The sequence below is a fragment of the Exiguobacterium sp. s191 genome (genome assembly GCF_018618955.1).
Lineage (GTDB): Bacteria > Bacillota > Bacilli > Exiguobacteriales > Exiguobacteriaceae > Exiguobacterium_A > Exiguobacterium_A abrahamii.
The window spans coordinates 110,229-128,955 of record NZ_JACSNC010000003.1; the positions used below are offsets into that span (position 1 = coordinate 110,229).

Annotated in this window: 22 protein-coding genes; 10 read left to right on the plus strand and 12 right to left on the minus strand. The window is 47.1% G+C overall.

Going from position 1 to position 18,727, the window contains the following annotated elements; translation table 11 throughout:
• Positions 1-3 precede the first annotated feature (3 nt).
• Together KNQ09_RS13885 and KNQ09_RS13890 are read left to right on the plus strand one after the other, a co-directional pair.
• Positions 4-939, plus strand: a complete 936-nt coding sequence (locus KNQ09_RS13885; RefSeq protein WP_353049758.1) for a PRD domain-containing protein — start codon at positions 4-6, stop codon at positions 937-939.
• Entirely contained in the window at positions 926-1,861 is a 936-nt protein-coding gene (locus KNQ09_RS13890; RefSeq protein ID WP_050677176.1) for a carbohydrate kinase family protein, read from the plus strand. The genes KNQ09_RS13885 and KNQ09_RS13890 overlap by 14 nt, the downstream gene beginning before the upstream one ends.
• 106 nt (positions 1,862-1,967) lie before the next feature.
• On the opposite strand, the gene KNQ09_RS13895 is transcribed toward KNQ09_RS13890, so the two are convergent.
• Positions 1,968-2,663 carry an alpha/beta hydrolase gene (locus KNQ09_RS13895; RefSeq protein ID WP_064300700.1) on the minus strand — a complete coding sequence of 232 codons (696 nt, stop codon included), beginning with the start codon at positions 2,661-2,663 and terminating at the stop codon, positions 1,968-1,970.
• A gap of 173 nt (positions 2,664-2,836) precedes the next feature.
• On the opposite strand from KNQ09_RS13895, the gene KNQ09_RS13900 reads away from it, so the two are divergent.
• Positions 2,837-4,093: a purine/pyrimidine permease gene (locus KNQ09_RS13900; RefSeq protein WP_231681714.1), complete on the plus strand. Its 1,257-nt coding sequence runs from the start codon at positions 2,837-2,839 to the stop codon at positions 4,091-4,093.
• Positions 4,094-4,137: 44 nt separating this feature from the next.
• Here KNQ09_RS13900 and KNQ09_RS13905 read toward each other — a convergent pair whose 3' ends face one another.
• The 4 genes from KNQ09_RS13905 to KNQ09_RS13920 all read right to left on the minus strand — a co-directional run bounded on the left by KNQ09_RS13905 (position 4,138) and on the right by KNQ09_RS13920 (position 8,052).
• Positions 4,138-5,631 carry a peptide MFS transporter gene (locus tag KNQ09_RS13905; protein ID WP_047390672.1) on the minus strand — a complete coding sequence of 498 codons (1,494 nt, stop codon included), beginning with the start codon at positions 5,629-5,631 and terminating at the stop codon, positions 4,138-4,140.
• A 239-nt stretch (positions 5,632-5,870) separates the two neighbouring features.
• Positions 5,871-6,506 carry a Rossmann-fold NAD(P)-binding domain-containing protein gene (locus KNQ09_RS13910; RefSeq protein WP_058704374.1) on the minus strand — a complete coding sequence of 212 codons (636 nt, stop codon included), beginning with the start codon at positions 6,504-6,506 and terminating at the stop codon, positions 5,871-5,873.
• A 20-nt stretch (positions 6,507-6,526) separates the two neighbouring features.
• Complete coding sequence (locus tag KNQ09_RS13915; protein ID WP_214858830.1) at positions 6,527-7,726, minus strand: glutathionylspermidine synthase family protein; 1,200 nt, start codon at positions 7,724-7,726, stop codon at positions 6,527-6,529.
• The gene (locus KNQ09_RS13920; RefSeq protein WP_035395686.1) at positions 7,723-8,052 is read right to left on the minus strand and encodes a hypothetical protein; all 330 of its coding nucleotides are present in this window, start codon (positions 8,050-8,052) and stop codon (positions 7,723-7,725) included. The genes KNQ09_RS13915 and KNQ09_RS13920 overlap by 4 nt, the downstream gene beginning before the upstream one ends.
• Positions 8,053-8,199: 147 nt before the next feature.
• Here KNQ09_RS13920 and KNQ09_RS13925 point away from each other — a divergent pair, with 147 nt between their 5' ends.
• The 4 genes from KNQ09_RS13925 to KNQ09_RS13940 all read left to right on the plus strand — a co-directional run bounded on the left by KNQ09_RS13925 (position 8,200) and on the right by KNQ09_RS13940 (position 11,409).
• The gene (locus tag KNQ09_RS13925) at positions 8,200-8,643 is read left to right on the plus strand and encodes a hypothetical protein (protein WP_050677179.1); all 444 of its coding nucleotides are present in this window, start codon (positions 8,200-8,202) and stop codon (positions 8,641-8,643) included.
• A gap of 86 nt (positions 8,644-8,729) precedes the next feature.
• Positions 8,730-8,903 (plus strand): hypothetical protein, encoded by a 174-nt coding sequence (locus KNQ09_RS13930; protein WP_214858831.1) that lies wholly within the window; start codon positions 8,730-8,732, stop codon positions 8,901-8,903.
• 31 nt (positions 8,904-8,934) lie between these two features.
• Entirely contained in the window at positions 8,935-10,491 is a 1,557-nt protein-coding gene (locus tag KNQ09_RS13935; RefSeq protein WP_133208420.1) for an ABC-F family ATP-binding cassette domain-containing protein, read from the plus strand.
• Positions 10,492-10,623: 132 nt separating this feature from the next.
• Positions 10,624-11,409, plus strand: coding sequence for an alpha/beta hydrolase family protein (locus KNQ09_RS13940; protein WP_214858832.1), 786 nt, complete (start codon positions 10,624-10,626; stop codon positions 11,407-11,409).
• A gap of 9 nt (positions 11,410-11,418) precedes the next feature.
• Here the strand turns inward: KNQ09_RS13940 and KNQ09_RS13945 are convergent, their stop codons facing one another.
• The 3 genes from KNQ09_RS13945 to KNQ09_RS13955 are packed head-to-tail and all read right to left on the minus strand — an operon-like array spanning position 11,419 to position 13,195.
• Positions 11,419-11,997 carry a ferric reductase-like transmembrane domain-containing protein gene (locus tag KNQ09_RS13945; RefSeq protein ID WP_214858833.1) on the minus strand — a complete coding sequence of 193 codons (579 nt, stop codon included), beginning with the start codon at positions 11,995-11,997 and terminating at the stop codon, positions 11,419-11,421.
• Complete coding sequence (locus KNQ09_RS13950; protein WP_214858834.1) at positions 11,985-12,875, minus strand: FAD:protein FMN transferase; 891 nt, start codon at positions 12,873-12,875, stop codon at positions 11,985-11,987. Before KNQ09_RS13950 ends, KNQ09_RS13945 begins: the two co-directional genes overlap by 13 nt.
• Before the next feature lie 11 nt (positions 12,876-12,886).
• The gene (locus tag KNQ09_RS13955; RefSeq protein WP_058704368.1) at positions 12,887-13,195 is read right to left on the minus strand and encodes a hypothetical protein; all 309 of its coding nucleotides are present in this window, start codon (positions 13,193-13,195) and stop codon (positions 12,887-12,889) included.
• Between the two features lie 100 nt (positions 13,196-13,295).
• On the opposite strand from KNQ09_RS13955, the gene KNQ09_RS13960 reads away from it, so the two are divergent.
• From KNQ09_RS13960 to KNQ09_RS13970, 3 genes are all read left to right on the plus strand, one after another.
• Entirely contained in the window at positions 13,296-13,973 is a 678-nt protein-coding gene (locus KNQ09_RS13960) for a response regulator transcription factor (protein WP_064300706.1), read from the plus strand.
• The gene (locus KNQ09_RS13965) at positions 13,966-15,135 is read left to right on the plus strand and encodes a sensor histidine kinase (RefSeq protein WP_214858835.1); all 1,170 of its coding nucleotides are present in this window, start codon (positions 13,966-13,968) and stop codon (positions 15,133-15,135) included. The genes KNQ09_RS13960 and KNQ09_RS13965 overlap by 8 nt, the downstream gene beginning before the upstream one ends.
• Before the next feature lie 79 nt (positions 15,136-15,214).
• A complete protein-coding gene (locus KNQ09_RS13970) occupies positions 15,215-15,628 on the plus strand; it encodes a DUF2231 domain-containing protein (RefSeq protein ID WP_214858836.1) in 414 nt (137 codons plus the stop codon).
• Between the two features lie 67 nt (positions 15,629-15,695).
• Here the strand turns inward: KNQ09_RS13970 and KNQ09_RS13975 are convergent, their stop codons facing one another.
• The 4 genes from KNQ09_RS13975 to KNQ09_RS13990 form a co-directional block, all read right to left on the minus strand.
• Positions 15,696-16,928 carry a DEAD/DEAH box helicase gene (locus KNQ09_RS13975; RefSeq protein WP_023469749.1) on the minus strand — a complete coding sequence of 411 codons (1,233 nt, stop codon included), beginning with the start codon at positions 16,926-16,928 and terminating at the stop codon, positions 15,696-15,698.
• Positions 16,929-17,032: 104 nt separating this feature from the next.
• On the minus strand, positions 17,033-17,332 hold the full coding sequence (locus KNQ09_RS13980; RefSeq protein ID WP_050677188.1) for a DUF3817 domain-containing protein: 300 nt from the start codon (positions 17,330-17,332) through the stop codon (positions 17,033-17,035).
• 78 nt (positions 17,333-17,410) lie between these two features.
• The gene (locus KNQ09_RS13985; RefSeq protein WP_050677189.1) at positions 17,411-18,376 is read right to left on the minus strand and encodes a ring-cleaving dioxygenase; all 966 of its coding nucleotides are present in this window, start codon (positions 18,374-18,376) and stop codon (positions 17,411-17,413) included.
• 119 nt (positions 18,377-18,495) lie between these two features.
• Positions 18,496-18,696, minus strand: coding sequence for a cold-shock protein (locus tag KNQ09_RS13990; protein ID WP_023469752.1), 201 nt, complete (start codon positions 18,694-18,696; stop codon positions 18,496-18,498).
• Positions 18,697-18,727: the final 31 nt, after the last annotated feature.

Here is an 18,727-nt window from a genome sequence, read left to right on the forward strand (position 1 = left end):
TCGGTGGTCGCATTTGTCGGTTCGCAAAGCGCTGAAGTTCGCTTTATAATAAAAGAAAAGATCGGAAAGGAGGACGTCAGGCTGATTATTCATAAGATCCTCAATAACAACGCTGTTGTCGTCAAAGAAAATGGACAGGAACGCATCGTCATGGGACCAGGCATTGCTTTTGGAAAAAAGAAAAAAGATCCGATTCAAGCGACGAAGATTGAAAAAATGTTCATCCCTTCATTTGAAAATGCAGAACAGTTCAAAGAGATTCTGACAACGACACCACTTGAGATCATTGATTTATCGGAACGCATCATCTCACATGCAGAAGGTGAGCTCCAAACGCCGTTTCATGACTATATTCACGTCAGTCTGACGGACCACCTTGCTCATGCCGTACGATTAGCACGTGAACAACTCGTCGTGCATAATCGATTGGCAGAAGAGATTCGCCTTTTGTATGGACCGGAGTATGCGATTGGAGAATGGGCAGTTCTTGAGATCGAGCGTGCCTTACAGGTCACGCTACCGAAAGAAGAAGCTGCGAACATCGCGCTTCACTTATACAATGCACGCCAAACGCATCCGAATATGGCCACTGCGTTGCAGACGGTTACGTTACTCAATGAACTACGTGAACAGATCGAAGTCTTTTTTGGACAAACGATCGAGACCTCATCGATGACGTATTATCGTTTCTTTACGCACATGAAATTGGTCCTCGCCCGGATTGAACAAGGAGAAACCTTACACGACATGGATGATGTGATTTTATCTGCCGTCAAAACACGTTATGCTGAGGCTTATGCCTGTGCGAGTCAAATGGGCAATTGGTTGACTGTCGAACTCGATACACGTGTACCTGAATCAGAAATCGGCTATATGGCTTTACACATCGAACGGATTCGTCCGGATCTTGAAAGGAGTTCTACGTATGAAAATCTTTAGTTTAGGGGAAGCATTGATTGATTTGATTCCTCTTGATGCTGAAAACATGACGTTTCAAAAAAATCCTGGAGGTGCTCCTGCCAATGTCTCTGTCGGACTCGCTCGATTAGGCGCTGATAGTTATTTTCTTGGAGCTGTCGGTGATGATTCGATGGGACACTTCTTGAAAGATACGTTACATCATTATGGTGTTCGTACCGATCATCTCGTCCACGATTCGACGCAAAAAACAGGACTTGTGCTCGTTACAAACGGTCAGGATGGAGAGCGGTCGTTCGAGTTCATCAACGCGGAGCGCGCTGATATGCAATTCCACGAAACACATGTACCGGAGGATTTCACGTCCGTCGATTTATTACACATCGGTTCGATCTCTTTGATCACTGGAGAATCCGTCAACGCGACACGAAAAGCCATCGCACGTGCAAAAGCGCACCAAGTACCAGTCTCTTACGATCCGAACTTACGAGAGTCGCTATGGCCGAATCTTGACGAAGCGCGGACGACGATCCGGTCTGTCCTACCGGATGCACAAATCGTCAAACTTGCTGAGGAAGAATTGACGTTTCTAACTGGACAAACAAATCTTGATGACGGGGCTGCTGAATTGTTAGCTGAATATCCGATTCGTCTTCTTGCCATCACGCGAGGAAGTGAAGGATCGATTCTCTATACGGATCGTGCGATGGCTGTCATCGATGCGATTACGGTCGACGCAATCGATACGACAGGAGCTGGAGATGCCTTCATGTCCGGTTTACTCTACCAGTGCGCGCTACGCGATTTTTCGTTTGATTGGTCTGAAGATGAACTTCGCGACATCGGTCGATTCGCAGCGATTTCAGGCGGACTTGCTGCTTCCGTCAAAGGAGCGATGGCTGCTTTGCCAACGCTCGACGAAGTCGCTCATCGCTTGAATTGAATCGATAACTCAGTAGAAATAAGGATGGAGAGATTCCGGACCCAGTGCCAGAATCTCTCCATCCTTTTCATTTGATTGATGAGTCGTTTATTCACTAGAGAATTGATTAAGGTGTATCGATAAATCGTTTGATTTCATCTAACGACTCGTCCTGTTGTTCTTTTGGCGTTAATGGGCTGCTGTTATCCCCTTTTTGTCGACCGTACATACCAAAGTTCGCATGGTTCCCTTGCTTGATTTCATGGAATACGGCATCTTTTCGAACGTCCTGTTTACTTTTTTCGATATCAGCGACTGGTAAGACACCATCTCGTCCACCATAAATCGTCAACGAGGGCACATCAATCGAATCAATCGGATAGGACGCGAGGAAAACGATTCCTTTAATTTTCGGATGTTGTTCGACGATCGTCGAAGCTGCGCTTCCACCGAGCGAATGCCCGATCAGATACCACTTTTTGACCTGCGGATACTCCTCGATGACATCGAGTCCTTCGCTTGAGTCAAGCAACGCAATCCGAAACGGTAGCTTCGGGATGACGACGAAGTGCCCGTCTTTCGCTAGTTGCTTGCCGTAATAACTGTAGGCCGCTGCATCGACTTTTGCCCCTTGATAAAAGATGAATCCAACGTCACTCGTCTTTTTTCCAAATGTCACTTCACGTGGTGTAGCTGTCTCCACGTAAGATATCGCTTGGGGAGATGCATCATAATCGAACTGCGCCCAGATCATGAATGCAAATACGAGCAGTGCCAACAGCGCAGCAATCGTTCCAATGATTCGAATACTCCATTTTTTCATTTCATTCCCTCCCGTTACCGTTATACCCCATATTATGTGTTAAATCACATATGAAAACAAATATTAGAATTTTCAGTCATTGTAAGCATCCCTATCGCTTTTTCATGAATTGGTTTAAGATGAAACCAATATTGTTTTTTCGAAAGGAGATTCACGTTTTGCCGCGTACCCTTGTGTCTACGATTCAATGGTTTTTATTCATCATCTGTACTAACATTGCCCCGCCCCTTGCCATCGCAGCATCGTTTGAACTCTCGGGTGCCGAGACGCTTTCCTTCTTATCTCGTTGTCTATTCGTATTTGCCATCTTAAGTCTCTTTCAAGTCCTGCTCGGACACCGTCTACCGATCATGGAAGGTCCTGCTGGAATTTGGTGGGGTGTATTTGCCCTCTATTCGTCGATTGGTGTCACATTGTACGGCAGTTATTCAAACACTTTACAGTCGCTTGGATTCTTACTCCTACTCAGCGGTATCATCTGTATCGTCTTGACGATGACGGGTGTATTACGGCGCTTAGTCCCTCTTTTTACACCGCAAGTCATCGGTGTCTACATGCTACTGCTGTCGGCACAACTGTCCGGATCCGTCATGAAAGGATTGCTCAATATCGAGGATGGACGAATTCAAGTATTACCTGCCGTCATCTCGATTCTGACGGTCTTGATCTCGCTTTATTTAGAACGAAGTGATCGCTTACGCCAGTACGCTTTATTAATCACGCTACTCGTCGGTTGGAGCATGTTTGCATTGATCGGTCGTGCCGAGATGCCAAGTTTCGATGGTCCACTGTTCACTTTACCGAGTTTATTGCCGTTCGGCGGTATTCATGTCGACTGGAGCTTATTACCGACAGCTCTCATCATCTCGTTGTTGTTAATGACGAACGTCTTAGCGAACATCAAGGTCATCGAACGGATCATCAGTGCCAAGCGTGGTGAAACCGTCAAAGGACAAGTCGGAACAGCTGGTATCACGGCTGGTATCGGACAACTCTTCGCTGGTCTGTTCGGTACGGTGGGTCCTGTCGCCATTTCCGGAACGGCTGGGTTCATTGCTTCAACAGATAACACGGACCGCAAAGCGTTCGTCTATGCGAACATCACGTGTCTCTTCCTCAGTATCGTGACACCATTCGTCGGATTGATCGCTAAAATCCCCGTCGCTGTCGGTTATGCGATGGTCGCACCGATCGTTGCCGGAATGGCAATCATCGGCGTCACGGAAGCAGCCCGCGACTTGAATCGTCAAACGGCGATGATCACGGTCGGTCTCCCGGTCCTTGTCGGCATCGGTGCGTTGTTACTACCAAAAGGAGCAACGGCCGATTTACCGCCACTCGTGACGACCCTGATGTCAAACGGTCTCGTCCTTGGAACATTGGTCGCCTTGCTCGCAGAAGGGTTACGCCATATCCGGACGAATGATTAATAAAAAGACGCTTTCTCGATCGAGAAAGCGTCTTTTTTCATGCATCAGCGAATACCGCGCATGTATTTTTGAAGTTTTGGTGCGAAAGCGAACAAAAGTAATCCGAAGATGACGGCAACGATACCCGTGATACCGAAGTACAAAATCTCCGTGTCATTCGTGTAGTATTTAACGATTTGTGCGTTGACCGCTTGACCCGTTGCGTTCGTCAAGAACCACAGACTCATCGTTTGCGCTGAGAAGGCAGCCGGCGCCAGTTTTGTTGTTGCCGATAGACCTACTGGTGACAAGAAGAGCTCACCGATTACGACGAGGAAGAAGCTCAGTGCAAGCCAGAGTGGACTAACTGACGTCTCCACACCGAACAGGATACCTGGTAGTGTCATGACGATGAACGAAAGTCCAGCGAACAGAAGACCAAACGAGAACTTTTGCATCGTCGTTGGTTGACGGTCACCGAGTTTGACCCAGAAGCTCGCAAAAACAGGTGCTAACACGATGATGAAGAGCGGATTCAACGATTGGAAGAATGCCGGTTGAATCTCAAATCCTAAGAATGAAAGATTCGTCCGTTCACTTGCGAAGATTGAGAGGACATATGAACCTTGTTCTTGGATTGCCCAGAAAATCGCTGCTGCGATGAACAACGGAATATACGCAATCAAACGTGAGCGCTCATCATCCGTGATCTTTGGACTACGAAGCATGACTGTGAAGTAAGCGATCGGAATCAAGATCCCGAGAATCGTGACCATTAAAGTAAAACGAGAAATCGTCAGCAGTCCTGTCATCGATGCAACGACACCGAGTACAGCAATTACGACGACAACGATTGATGCGATCGTGATGAAACGTTTTTTCTCGTCCCCTTTTAATGGGTTCAAGACGTACGTACCCGCTTGACCTAGGTTTTTCTTTTTCGTCAAGACGAAGACGACAAGTCCTGCGAACATCCCGATGGCAGCGAGTGCGAAACCAGCGTGATATCCACCGCGGTCAGCCACTTCACCGACGACGAGTGGTGAGAGGAATGCACCAGCGTTGATCCCCATGTAGAAGATACTAAAACCAGCATCGCGGCGGTTATCCGTCTTGCTGTACAAGTCACCGACGATATTCGATACGTTCGGTTTCAAGAAACCAGTACCGATGACGATGAGTCCCATTGAGATGAAGAGGGCTGTAATGCCTGCTGGTAAAGCAAGGACGATATGTCCTAGCATGATCAAGATACCACCATAGAAGACGGTCCGTGACGTACCGAGTAAACGGTCAGCTACCCATCCCCCAATGATCCCTGACATGTAGACGAGCGAACCATAAACGGCCATGATTGACGCAGCTGTCGTCTTATCGATACCTAGACCACCGTTGGCAACTGAATCGTACATGTAGAAGATAAGGATGGCACGCATGCCATAGTAGGAGAAACGCTCCCAAAACTCAGTGAAGAAGAGGGTGAACAACCCTTTCGGATTCCCGAAGAATCCTTTTTGCGGAACGGTCTTATAGACCTGATCGCGATCAAACTCTGCCATATGATCGGCTCCTTTCATCAATCCTAAATAAGTGCATAATCCATCATCTTTTCCCGCTTTCCCCAAACGATAAGCGTGACGAAACAGATAGGATACGAATACACTGTTTTGCCTGAATTGTCTCACTTCTTTTTTTATATATGAGACAGCACTTTACCATTCAACCGCAAATCATTTGACGAGTCAAATATTATTTACGTTACAAGAATAACAAAAAGAGCAGTCGACTACTCGACTGCTCAGGATTGCATCTGTTTCGATTCGATGATTGTAATTCCAGGCGGTGCATGTAATGTTTCACGGATCATCGCTGCAGCGACTTGACCAGCTTCGATCGGAGCAATGGCGCTCCGCTTCAACAAGGGGCGTAAGACCGTCGAAATTTTCGCAGCCGCTTGTTCGCCTAAGCGGAATTCATCTCGATCCCCTAATAACAAGGATGGTCTAAAAATCAATAACGCGTCATACCCCAGTACACGTAATCCGTTTTCCGTGTCCCCTTTTACGCGATTGTAGAAGGTTTTGGCATTCGGATGGGCACCGAGCGCCGAAATTAAAGCAAATCGTGTCGCGCCGAGGTCTAACAATTCACGGCCAAGTTCAATCGGATATGTGTAGTCAACCAAACGAAATGCCTCTTGCGATCCTGCTTGTTTGATTGTCGTTCCCAGTGCACAATAGACATGGTCGACGACAGGTAATTCGATTTCTGTCACACGATCAAAATCAATCACCCATTCTTCCAATTTCGGATGAAAACGGCGCATCGGGCGGCGAACGAGAACATGTACCTCGCTATATGCATCTTCTGCCAACAAACGATCCACGAGTTCTTGTCCGACTAGACCAGATGCTCCTAAAATTGCTGCTCTCATACGTTTCTCCCTCCTTCATGCTATCGACCAATTGGTACGAAATAAGAACGGTTTCCAGTGATCCGTTCTCCGGCACGTACACCGATCGCACTTGGTCTTCCTCCTAAAATAAAGACACCGTACATATACGCGACTTCTCCCTCTTCCTGAAGTGAGTACGTCGGTAGTTCTTGATACGCTTGATAAACAGCCGGTTGATCACGAAACGTATGCTGTTCGTTCTTTAACATGATATTTCCGTGTCCATCATGGACCGTCACGGTATCTCCCTCACGCCCGAAAATCGGTTTTTTAACGAATGATCGCTGGCTTGAAATGAATGGATCAGCGGATAAGTACGTCGGTAAAAAATAACGCGCAATCGTCATGTGGTCCGTTTCGCTCAAGTACGGATGATTGGCTTCATGCAACATCCAGATCAATGCAAGAACCGACTTGGCTTGCATTAAAAAGGCAGACGGCGGATTGATGATTTCGAGTCGCCCTGTCTCGACGAGTTGCAGGAGTAATTGTCCTAAATTTCTTCCGTCTTCATCTCGGTCAAGTAAGGCCATCTCAATCGGAAAGGTTTGACGATATAAGATATCGATTCTTTTACCTGCCTCATCGTACAGACCTTCTTCCGGACGAATCTCTAATGCATGAAGTGGACAATACGTCGCCTCATCCCAAAACGACTGCAAATACTCAGCCGTCAACCGATCCTCGACATGGTCACCATGTGAGGTGAAGACGACATGCGGATGCTGTTTCGTCCGATGTGTCGCGGCTTCGATCGCACGACGGACAGTTGCCTTCAGCCATTTGTTTTCCCCATCGTTGACCCGTTCAAAACCTTGTTTTTCCGCTACGACATCATTGACTTCGAATACTTCCTTGATGAAAGTCGGCGTATCCGCGTTCCATTCCATGAGTGAAATACGATCTGTCGTCGCAATGAAATCAAAGCGTCCGATGACGGTCAACGGTCGCATCGTCTCGAGTCGTAAAAAAGCGAGACTCTCAGACGGGAAGCCAAGCTCTAGCAGCGCCTCATCATCCATCGATCGAAGAATCGGAAGCACTCTTTCGAATATCCGGTAAACTTCTTGCGCCGCATCATGCAGTTGGTCGATTTGTTCTTCCGAGATGGGCATGATTTCCGTCACAGCGTACGGTTCCCCGTCTAGCACATCCCAAAAACGATCGATGTCTCCGTAAAAGGTTTGTCGTCTGTTCATCCGCCGAAAAAGCCGGAAGATGAGCCTGTTCCGAATCCCTTTGTCTTCGTGTTATAACTTTTTACTTCTTTTGATTTCGGCGTATACCCTTTTGTTCGCATCGCACTATGCATCAAGGCACGAGATGCGAAATAACTGCCACCCCAGTAATAGTAGCCTGAATGGGTTGACGAACTATCATCACAGTACCAAACGCCTTCATCATTATCATACTCATAGTCATCACAATCCGGATCATCTGGTCGTTCCGCCCGTGCATCATCCGATCCACACCCACTCAGTGTCGTTCCGATCAACAGTGTTGCAGCCAGTGTCGCTTGTTTCATCCAATTCACCGTCTCAGTCCCCTTTCCTTTTACTCTCGTTATGGATAGTATACGCTTTTTTAGAGAGAAAAGTTTCTTTGTTCTGCCGGAACTTTTTTTCCTTGAAGGTGGTAATAGTATCTATAGAATGAAAAGGAGGATTTACGCATGTCACTTGCCTACTATGTTGAAGAAAATGGTGAATTCCATCCGATCTATCAATATGATCGCTATGCGATCGAACCGGAAGAGATCATCGCCCACCAACTCTGTGAATTCCATATCATCGAAGGACATCAATACGAGCTTCGTTCCAATGAGATGGCAGGTGATTACGATCAATTGATCGTCGATCATATCAAGGCATCACCGCGTGCGACAGAAGAACGCGTTTATCCACCGCACCAAATTCATATCGAGTTCAGACAGTATTTGTCCGACAGCGCTCAACCGCTCCTAAAGACATCAACGGTTCCGAATCACATCCAAGCGATGCGTTTTTTGATCAAAGACAAGATCGAAGTCGAAGGCCACGGTATTTTTGAGCGTGACAGCTGTGAAATCGATATCGACCGGAATTGTTACGTCGTCTATCTCGCCGATACACTTTGAGATGTAAAATCAGGTCTCTTCATTTCCAAGAGACGTTTTTTTTGGCATACTAGAAAGTAAGAACGAATCAATCGAGGTGAACGAACATGAGTGAACAATCAAAAAAACTATCGTTGCAAGAGGCAATGATCGAACGCTTGAAAGCAAAAAAACAAGCGCAAACAAAACGTCCGACTGGCTTACAAGGAACACAAACGAAACAATTGACGAGCCAACAGACGAAAAAAGCAAACAACCAGAAAAAACGGACAGGCGTCTAAGTCACAGGAATTCATGAAATAAGGAGTAATTATGAGTATTTTAACGGTATCTAACTTAAGTCACGGATTCGGTGACCGCGCCATTTTCGAAAATGTCTCCTTCCGCCTGTTAAAAGGCGAGCACATCGGTCTCGTCGGTGCGAACGGTGAAGGAAAATCGACGTTCATGAACATCATTACGTCGCAACTTGAGCCAGATGAAGGAAAAGTCGAATGGGCGAAGCATGTACGCGTCGGTTATTTGGATCAGCACGCTGTCCTTGAAAAAGGATTAACCATCCGCGATGCACTTAAAGGTGCATTCCAGTATATGTTCGACATCGAACAGGAAATCAATGATTTGTACGGTAAAATGGGCGAAGTCGAGCCAGAAGAACTTGAAAAGATGCTCGAAGAAGTCGGCGTCTTGCAGGACATTCTGACGAATAACGACTTCTATACGATCGATGCAAAAGTCGAAGAAATCGCGCGCGGTCTTGGTCTTGATGAAATCGGACTCGACCGGGATGTACAAGAGCTCAGTGGTGGACAGCGGACGAAAATCCTGCTCGCCAAACTCCTTCTTGAAAAACCAGACATTCTCTTACTTGATGAGCCGACCAACTATCTCGATGTCCAGCATATCGAATGGTTGAAACGCTACTTGAATGAATATGAGAATGCGTTCATCTTGATTTCGCACGATATTCCATTCCTCAACAGCGTCATCAACTTGATTTATCATATGGAAAATCAAGAATTGAATCGTTATGTCGGCGATTACGACAACTTCGTCACGATCCATGAAGCGAAGAAAAAGCAACTCGAGTCTGCGTTCAAGCGTCAGCAGCAGGAAATCTCTGAGTTGAAGGACTTCGTTGCCCGGAACAAGGCACGTGTCTCGACACGGAACATGGCGATGTCACGTCAGAAGAAACTCGATAAAATGGATGTCATCGAACTTGCGCAAGAGCGTCCAAAACCAGAGTTCCACTTCCTTCAAGCACGGACACCAAGTAAATTGATGTTCGAAGCAAAAGGTCTCGTCATCGGATACGACGAGCCGCTCTCGCGCCCTCTTGATCTGACAATTGAACGTGGGCAGAAGATCGCGTTGCACGGTGCGAACGGAATCGGGAAATCGACGTTGCTCAAGAGTTTGCTCGGTGAAATACAAGCTGTCTCAGGTATCGTTGAGCGAGGCGAGAACTTGCATATCGGGTACTTCGAACAAGAAGTCAAAGAGAAGAACTCGAATACGTGTATCGAAGAGATTTGGAATACGTTCCCGTCTCTGACACAACAACAAGTCCGTGCCATGCTCGCGAAGTGTGGTTTGATGACGAAACACATCGAATCGAAAATCGAAGTGCTCAGCGGTGGGGAAAAAGCGAAAGTCCGTCTTTGTAAATTGATGAATACGGAATCGAACATCCTCGTACTCGATGAGCCGACGAACCACTTGGACGTCGAAGCAAAAGAAGAATTAAAACGCGCGTTACAAGAGTACAAAGGAACAGTCCTGTTGATCTCACACGAACCAGAATTCTATGAAGCTGTTGCGACAGACTTATGGAACTGTGAATCATGGACGACAAAAGTATTCTAAGCCACGCCATACAAAAGATGGGATGCCCAGAAGGGTATCCCATCTTTTTAGTTCACACACTTAATCATTGCATGATCGTGCATCTTCACGCACACTAAGACTTAGAAAATGATTATGAAGGAGCGTGTTTTTTTGGAAACGATCACGAAAAAAGCAACACTATCCTATCTCCATGTTCCAAGCGGTGGTTCAGAACAGTTGATTGCCCGTCTCTATTCACCTGAACACACAGCGGATGCTCCACTGATTGTCCTCTTCCACGGATTTCCCGGGAAACAGTTGAACATGGACTGGGCAGTTCAACTTCAAAGCGCAGGATACCATGTACTCGTCACGTCGTATCGTGGAACGATCGGGAGCCCTGGAACCTTCCGATTCCAACATGTTTTGGAAGACGCGACCGCGACACTACAGCACGTCTGCTCAGAGTCTTTCACTGCCGAACATGGCATCAAGGCAGATCAGGTTACCGTCGTCGGTCATAGCATGGGCGGCTTCGCCGGTCTGCATGCTTTTGCTGAGACACCGGAGGCTGCACATTATGTCGGGATTTCTCCTTTTAATTTTGGTCTCGTCGGTCAGCTCGTCCTCGAACATCCGGAATACGAAGCTGCGCTACACGGTGTACTCGAGCGAGGAGCTGCTTTCCTGAATGGTGCCGCTGCTGACGCGTTACTCGACGAGTTGAAGCATCATCATACGACTTGGAACTTACTGACGCTAAAAGAACGTCTAGCCGATCGCTCGATGTTGCTTATGACGTCAGAACGGGACGAAACATCGATCAAAGCGCTCCATCATGACTTATTGCTACCCGACAGTCCGTTCGAGGAAGCGATTGTCGATAGTGATCACAACTATATCGAGAATCGGGACGCTGCCTTTAACGAATGGACGTCTTGGCTCGCACGACAATGAAAAGAGCGCTCAGCGTACGACTGAGCGCTCTTTTGCTGAAGTTCGAGTCCGTTGCACAGGACGGATCCGCATCCGGTATAGGACGAGCGTAAACATCGTCAGTGTTGAGACAGCGTACCAGATCGTCGGAAACAAGGTTCCGGTATCCGTACCGATGAATAGACCGTGTGCCGTCATTAATAGCCAAGCAGGTAAGACGAGCCAGTGTGTCAATTTCCAAAGCGTCTTGCCTAACGTCTCCTTTAAGAAATCCGAAGTCACGAGAACGAACCCGAATAAGTAGAGACTGATCGTTCCTAGCGCATTCCAGAGTGGTTCATAAGAAGCTTGGCCCGGAATTAGGACCTCAAAGATTGTCAGTGGCGCGTATGAATCGACGATGATGAGCGTCGCATGAAGGACGATTGCGAGCAAACCTGCCCAGCCACTATATAAGTGCACGTGATGCAGTCGTGCTTTTTGTTTTTTGAGTACCGGGTAGGAACCGAGCAATCCCGCTAAGACAGAAATCGTCATGAAGAAGTGCCCACTTAATCCACTCAACCGGATCATCGTCCATGTTGAGAACAACCATTTCATCCAGTCCATGTCTCACTCACTCCTTTCTGTTCACTTCGCCATTCCCCAGCAGTATCCAAAATCAATAATCGTCCTTTTGGAAACCAACGAAACAGCTTTTCTTGACGTTCTGTCTCTGTCATCTGAAAGGCAAGTTTCGTCATGACTTCCGCTTCATAGAGTTGTGGCGCAGATGCGGTCACTTGAAGAATCGGACTTTTCGTCGGACGTCCTGTTCGTCCATCCAATAAATGATGATGCGTCTGTTCGTCCGTCTTCCACGATCGATAGACACGGTTCGATGTCGCGACCGCGCCTTGTCGCAATTGCACATCAGCGACGCGTTGTTCGGTCTCGGGATGCGTGATCGTGATATTCCATGGTTCCTCATCGGACCAGACGATGACGTCGCCTCCCGCTTCAATCAATCCACGATTCCAGCTTTTTCGTAGTCGTTGCGCTGCAATCATCGCGGCAGCTCCTTTTCCGATGCCACCTAGGTCGATAAAACCGCCTCCGACTCGAGTCACGTCACATCCTTCAATGATGAATGGAGCGATTTCTGGTGGAGCAACCTCTTCATAAGCGACAGCTTGTGTGAAAGGAAATGATTGCCGATAGCCATTGGCTTGTTGTTGCGCCAGCAGGAATGGGGAAAAATAACGTTCGGTCTGCTCGAAATATCGTGTAGCGCGGGCAAGCAAGCGGGCTAACGGTAAGGACACCGATAACGTGTCGCCGATCCGTAAGCGATTCAATCGACTGACTTCACTTTGCTCATCAAAGCGTGACCACTGCCGATCCACATAATGAAAGAATCGGACAAGTTCCTCCCATTCTGCTTCATCGATCGGCTGATCCGTTACGAACCGCACCTGATTATGCATCGCATACAATTGTCGCTCCATCTTCCTCCTCCTTACCTCGAATGGCTAGACTGCCCGTCACTCGATCCACCGGGTTGACTGAAGCCAGATGATTCATCACCTTGCCATTGATCATCATCGTCTTCTTCGTAATATCCATCATCCCCTTCGTATTCGCCTTCATCATCGCTATATTGATTCCCTTGAGATGGTAATGTCGTATCGTTCGAATACGTATCGCCTGTCGAAACAGGTGTCGTCGAGGAATCGTTCGAACTGACACTCAACTGACCAATGGCGAGTCCGATGAAGACGGAACTACTAAGCCCGACAAGCCATTTCGCAAATGGTTTGGGTTTCATCTGTTTCCTCTCCCTTCTTGTTACGTTTACTGTATCGAAAAAAACTGACAACTAACTGACGGCAACTATGGGATAATGAGAAAAAAGAGGAGCGATGTGCATGCGCGTTTTGGTAGCAGAAGATGATCAGCGTCTTGCAAAGATGTTACGCCTCCATTTGGAGCGGGCAGGATATCAGGTAGATGTTGCGCAGGATGGAGTGGAAGCGCTCCTCCAATGTCAGACGTATCGCTATGACTTACTCGTTCTCGATTGGATGATGCCTCGTAAGAGCGGAATCGAAGTCGCCGCTACCTTACGCCAAGAACAGTTCGAAGGCGGCATCTTGATGTTGACTGCTCGTGATACGGAAATCGATCTCGTTCATGGTCTCGATAGTGGAGCCGATGACTATCTCGTTAAACCGTTTCAATCGAATGAATTACTGGCACGACTGCGCGCGCTCAGTCGTCGTCAACAAAAGGCATTCGTGTCGACGGTCTCCTTCAACGGACTAGTACTCGATCTATCGTCACAAACAATTTCCTATGAACATCATCCGATTGATTTAACACGACGTGAATTTGAATTCCTTTCCTTACTATTAAGACGACCTGAACAGGTCATGAGTCGTGAATTAATCATCGAAGTCGTGTGGGGGATCGGTGCGGATATTACGGATAACGCGCTCGATGCGCTCGTCCGACTCGTTCGGAAAAAATTAGATGCGGTCGGTGCTCCTAATTTGATCCGGACAGTTCGCGGGTTCGGTTATCGTTTAGGTGATCCGCATGCTTGAATCGATTCGAAAACGACTGACCTTGTTATTCAGTGGTTCGTTTTTTCTTGTACTAGTCCTCATCCTGATTGGTGTGTATGTCACGAACGCTCAATTGCTGAATCGAATGGAATTGAATCAATTGAAGGGCGTATCTGATCGAGATATCTTCGAACGGATCGAACACGGGGAAGATCAATTCATCCGAAATCCGATCTACTTCCAGTTACTCGACGGTTCAGGAAACGAACGCTATGCAAGTTTGCCGCCTGGCGTCGAGATGAAAACACTGCGCCGTTTTTTAAGCTCGAATGATACGACGAAACAAGTGGAGTGGGATGATCGACACTTCTTGCTGTATCAACGAAGTACCGAAGAAGGACGACTACTGCTAATGAAGGACATCTCTCCGACCGAAGATACCTTGCAGCGATTGATTGCCGTTCTTGCGGGGATTGGCGTTCTCGCAACGATCGTTCTGACGCTAGTCGGATACATCCTTGCTGGTCGAGCCGTCATTCCGGTGCAACAAGCATTTGATCGCCAACGTCGTTTTACATCCGATGCTTCACATGAACTACGGACACCTCTGACAATCGTCTATAGCGGGATTGAATTGCTAGAAGCGGAATCACTTTCGAATGAAGGACGCACGATTCTAGAGGATATCAAAGCAGAAACGGCAGGGATGCAGTATTTAGTCTCTGATTTACTATTGCTTGCGCGAGAAGGACAACCTTCACCGAAACAGGAAGTTGACCTTAGTTCACTCGTTCAAAAGACCGTCGAACGTTTTCAGCATGCCTACTCGGATCGCGTCATTCACGCTTCGATTGCTTCTGACTTACGCATGAAAGGAGACGCCCATCAATTGAATCGCTTATTGACGGTCTTTCTTGAAAATGCTCTTGTCTACAGCGATGAAGCCATTGATGTCTCCCTCGAAGAAACTACTACAGAACGCCAGTTGACGATACAGGACCGTGGAATCGGTATCGCTTCCAATCAACAAACTAAAATATTCGAGCGTTTTTACCGGGGTGACCATTCGCGTCACGGAACAGGAACCGGTCTTGGGCTATCGATTGCTCAATCCATTGTGGAGCAACATGGTGGAACGATTTCCATTGATTCCACATTAGGTGAAGGCACACGGTTCATCATTCATTTCCCAACTCTTTAAAACGGTGTCAGTTAACTGTCAGATAAGCAGGGTAAAGTGAAATTATGCTTTACCATACTTATCCAAGGAGGTCTTTGATATGTTGGGGAACGTACCGCTTCATCCACTTCTTGTTCATGCACCGATTGCACTTTTATTATTTGCGACGATCTTATTACTCGTCAGTCTGAAATGGATGCAATTCAAACTGTTTGCCCTTTTTACGTTAGTCGTCGGTCTGATTTCCGGAGTCGCTGCCTATTTGTCTGGAGACGGAGCAGAAGAGTATGCGGAAGCGAACTTAAGCAGTGTTACTCATGCTGCTATCGAAAATCATGAACATTTCGCGTTGTTCAGTCTTGTTGCCTTTGGTGTCTCGCTGTTATTTCTGTTATTGGGTTACCGCTCAAACAAAAAAATGTTTTTGTTACTTAGTTTCGTTGTTGCGATCGTCGGTAGCGGGTTGCTTGCTTATACCGGACATCTCGGTGGTCAGATGGTCTACGCCAAATAAAAACAAGAGCCGGTCTATTTTCTCTTTTTATGAGAGAAGTAGACCGGCTCTTTTATCTTGTTTTTGTTTATTTACGATGTGCACGTCCCGGGCGACGGTTATTCGAACGACGTGTGTTTCCACGTCCTTCTGTCGTCTTCCGTGATCCTTTGCTTTGGTCGTGCTGTGCGCGAATCGCTTCTTCAGATAATTCGACGACGATCGGCGTGACCGAGATGTTCAATTCCCGCTCCATATCACGGAACGTCCGACCATCTTTCGGCGTCACGATCGAAACAGCAATTCCGTCGTTCCCGGCACGTCCTGTCCGACCGATCCGGTGAACATAACTTTCCGCATCGTCCGGTAAATCGTAGTTGAAGACGTGTGTCACACCTGTCACATCGAGTCCACGCGAAGCGACGTCTGTTGCGATCAGGAATTGTGTTTTTCCTTGATAGAACTTCGCCATCGCCTTTTCTCGTTTCCCTTGCGTCAACCCACCATGCAATTCATCCGTCGGATACCCTTGCATCTGCATTTCTTCATTCAATTTACTGACGCGACGTTGCGTACGGCAGAAAATGATTGCTGCGTAAGGACGCATCTCGTCAAGCATCGTCCGCAGTGTCGCCTGTTTACGGCGATCCGTTGTTTCGACGACGAACTGCTCAATCGCTTCAACAGTGATACTTTCCGCTTCTACTTGGACTTCGACCGGGTTACGCAAATACGTTTTTGCGAGTTCCTCTACCTTCGGTGGCATCGTTGCGGATAACATGACGAATTGACGATCAACCGGTGCTGCTTCGATGATGTCTTCGATTTCTGGCAAGAAACCGATTTGCAGCATTTGATCTGCTTCATCTAAGACAAGCGTCCGTAATTCACTTAAATCAAGTGTACCGCGACCGACATGGTCAAGAATCCGTCCTGGTGTCCCGATGATGATTTGTGGCATCCGACCGAGTCGTTGAATCTGTTTAAAGACGTCTTGTCCACCGTATACAGCAAGCGCACGGTACTGTTCCGTGTTCCGAATCAGTTTATGCGTCTCATCGGCAATTTGACGCGCAAGTTCACGTGTTGGTGCAACAATCAATGCTTGAACCGTTTGTGATTCGACATCGATTTGCTCAAGGATTGGTAAGAGAAACGCTAACGTTTTTCCTGTTCCCGTTTGTGCCTGCCCAATCAAGTCACGTCCGTCGAGTAATGACGGAATCGCTTGTTCTTGAATCGGTGTTGGCTCCTTGATGCCTTGTTTTTGTAATTTTTTTATCCACAGATCGCTGATGTGTAATGTTTCAAATGTTGACATGATATATCCTCCTAAAAATTATCCACAGAAAAAAGCTGTGGATAACCTGCTTCGCATAGACAAAAACAGTTATCCACAGCCGTGCTCTATTCAGTATACACAATTTACGCGTTTGTTGCTTCCTGTTTTAGCTTCCAGTCGAGCACGAATGTACCAAACGGGATGAATGATGCGATGAACGCAATCCCAGCCTTGATAATCGACCAATCGTATTTGAATTTCACGACCGCGAGCCAGAGTGCATACATGACGAACAAGACACCATGAAGTGCGCCAACGACCGAAACAGCTTGCGGAATATCCGCCATATACTTTAACGGCATCGCAATCAACAGTAAAACTAAAAACGAGATTCCTTCTAGTATCGCAATCATTCGGAATTGCCCAAGCGTAGTTCTTAACATCCCGTCACTCCTTTTTCTTGATTCCTGTTCTTAGTATACGGGATGGACGATCCTTCTGTGACCTGTGTCACAGGATTGTCAGATTTCGAGTGGACGTAACCGTGCTTCGATGGCAGCTCGCTTTGGTTCAAGAAACGGTGGTAACGCAAGCGTCTCTCCTAATGTTTCAACGGACTCATCCGTCGCGAACCCTGGTGTGTCTGTTGAAAGCTCAAACAAGATATGGTTCGGTTCCCGGAAGTAAAGAGCTTGGAAATAGTGACGATCGACTTTACCGGAGTTCGGTAAGTGATAGGAATTCAAGCGTTCGACCCACTTTTCATATTCATCACTGTTCGGCACTCGGAACGCGACGTGATGCACACCACCACGACCGAGACGTTCTCGGTCGAGATCTGGACGTGCCTCAATATGAACCTCTGCTCCGATACCACCTTCTCCAGTTGCATAGACTTCAATCGGCTCAAAGTCACCTGCTAAAGATGGATAAGAACCTACTTTTCGGAATCCCATGACTTCCGTCAGAACACGAATCGTCAACGTCGGATCGTTGACCGTTAATGTGACAGCTCCCAGTCCAACAATGGCATGCTCCGATGGAATCTCTTCTTGCGGCCATGGTACACCACCTGCGACACCTGCCTCACCATCTTCTGCGACGAGAATCAAGCGTGTTCCTTCCTGATCACGAAAGGCTAGTGTTTGGCGCCCTGCTCGCTCGACGATTTCATCGTGATCCACACCTTTCGCTTCAAAACGTCGTTTCCAAAAATGAAGTGCAGCCGTTGTTTTGACACGAAGCGATGTCGAAGAGATACTCGATGCCCCCGGTACACCCGTTCCAAGATGCGGAATATCAAAAAACGTCAAGTCCGTTCCTGGATTCCCTTCCGCATCTCCATAAAACAGATGATACGATGTCGTGTCATCTTGATTGACAGTCTTTTTGATCAGACGCATGCCAAGTATTTGTGTGTAGAATTGATAATTGCGTTCCGCCATGCCTGTTAAGATCGATACATGATGAATTCCGAGTAATTCCATCTTCCTCACTCCTTGTCAATGATTTGGTAATTGGAGTATATCTCACATTTATCTTGAATTCAAGATATTAGTCTAATAAAAAACCGCCCCTCCGAAAAGGGACGATTGAATAGTTGAAATTAAAGTTTTACGACGTTAGCAGCTTGTGCTCCACGTGCGCCTTCAGTGATTTCGAACTCAACTTCTTGACCTTCGTCAAGAGTTTTGAAGCCTTCACCAGTGATTGCTGAGAAATGTACGAATACGTCTTCTCCGCCTTCAACTTCGATGAAACCGAAACCTTTTTCTGCGTTAAACCATTTTACTTTACCTGTGTTCATGGGAACAACCTCCAAAAATAAATTACTTAAT

Excerpts from the sequence above, each read along its gene's own strand:
- KNQ09_RS13890 (WP_050677176.1), top strand. The coding sequence starts at position 926 with ATGAAAATCTTTAGTTTAGGGGAAGCATTGATTGATTTGATTCCTCTT.
- KNQ09_RS13895 (WP_064300700.1), bottom strand. The coding sequence starts at position 2,663 with ATGAAAAAATGGAGTATTCGAATCATTGGAACGATTGCTGCGCTGTTG.
- KNQ09_RS13905 (WP_047390672.1), bottom strand. The coding sequence starts at position 5,631 with ATGGCAGAGTTTGATCGCGATCAGGTCTATAAGACCGTTCCGCAAAAA.
- KNQ09_RS13910 (WP_058704374.1), bottom strand. The coding sequence starts at position 6,506 with ATGAGAGCAGCAATTTTAGGAGCATCTGGTCTAGTCGGACAAGAACTC.
- KNQ09_RS13915 (WP_214858830.1), bottom strand. The coding sequence starts at position 7,726 with ATGAACAGACGACAAACCTTTTACGGAGACATCGATCGTTTTTGGGAT.
- KNQ09_RS13920 (WP_035395686.1), bottom strand. The coding sequence starts at position 8,052 with ATGAAACAAGCGACACTGGCTGCAACACTGTTGATCGGAACGACACTG.
- KNQ09_RS13925 (WP_050677179.1), top strand. The coding sequence starts at position 8,200 with ATGTCACTTGCCTACTATGTTGAAGAAAATGGTGAATTCCATCCGATC.
- KNQ09_RS13930 (WP_214858831.1), top strand. The coding sequence starts at position 8,730 with ATGAGTGAACAATCAAAAAAACTATCGTTGCAAGAGGCAATGATCGAA.
- KNQ09_RS13935 (WP_133208420.1), top strand. The coding sequence starts at position 8,935 with ATGAGTATTTTAACGGTATCTAACTTAAGTCACGGATTCGGTGACCGC.
- KNQ09_RS13945 (WP_214858833.1), bottom strand. The coding sequence starts at position 11,997 with ATGGACTGGATGAAATGGTTGTTCTCAACATGGACGATGATCCGGTTG.
- KNQ09_RS13950 (WP_214858834.1), bottom strand. The coding sequence starts at position 12,875 with ATGGAGCGACAATTGTATGCGATGCATAATCAGGTGCGGTTCGTAACG.
- KNQ09_RS13955 (WP_058704368.1), bottom strand. The coding sequence starts at position 13,195 with ATGAAACCCAAACCATTTGCGAAATGGCTTGTCGGGCTTAGTAGTTCC.
- KNQ09_RS13960 (WP_064300706.1), top strand. The coding sequence starts at position 13,296 with ATGCGCGTTTTGGTAGCAGAAGATGATCAGCGTCTTGCAAAGATGTTA.
- KNQ09_RS13965 (WP_214858835.1), top strand. The coding sequence starts at position 13,966 with ATGCTTGAATCGATTCGAAAACGACTGACCTTGTTATTCAGTGGTTCG.
- KNQ09_RS13970 (WP_214858836.1), top strand. The coding sequence starts at position 15,215 with ATGTTGGGGAACGTACCGCTTCATCCACTTCTTGTTCATGCACCGATT.
- KNQ09_RS13975 (WP_023469749.1), bottom strand. The coding sequence starts at position 16,928 with ATGTCAACATTTGAAACATTACACATCAGCGATCTGTGGATAAAAAAA.
- KNQ09_RS13980 (WP_050677188.1), bottom strand. The coding sequence starts at position 17,332 with ATGTTAAGAACTACGCTTGGGCAATTCCGAATGATTGCGATACTAGAA.
- KNQ09_RS13985 (WP_050677189.1), bottom strand. The coding sequence starts at position 18,376 with ATGGAATTACTCGGAATTCATCATGTATCGATCTTAACAGGCATGGCG.
- KNQ09_RS13990 (WP_023469752.1), bottom strand. The coding sequence starts at position 18,696 with ATGAACACAGGTAAAGTAAAATGGTTTAACGCAGAAAAAGGTTTCGGT.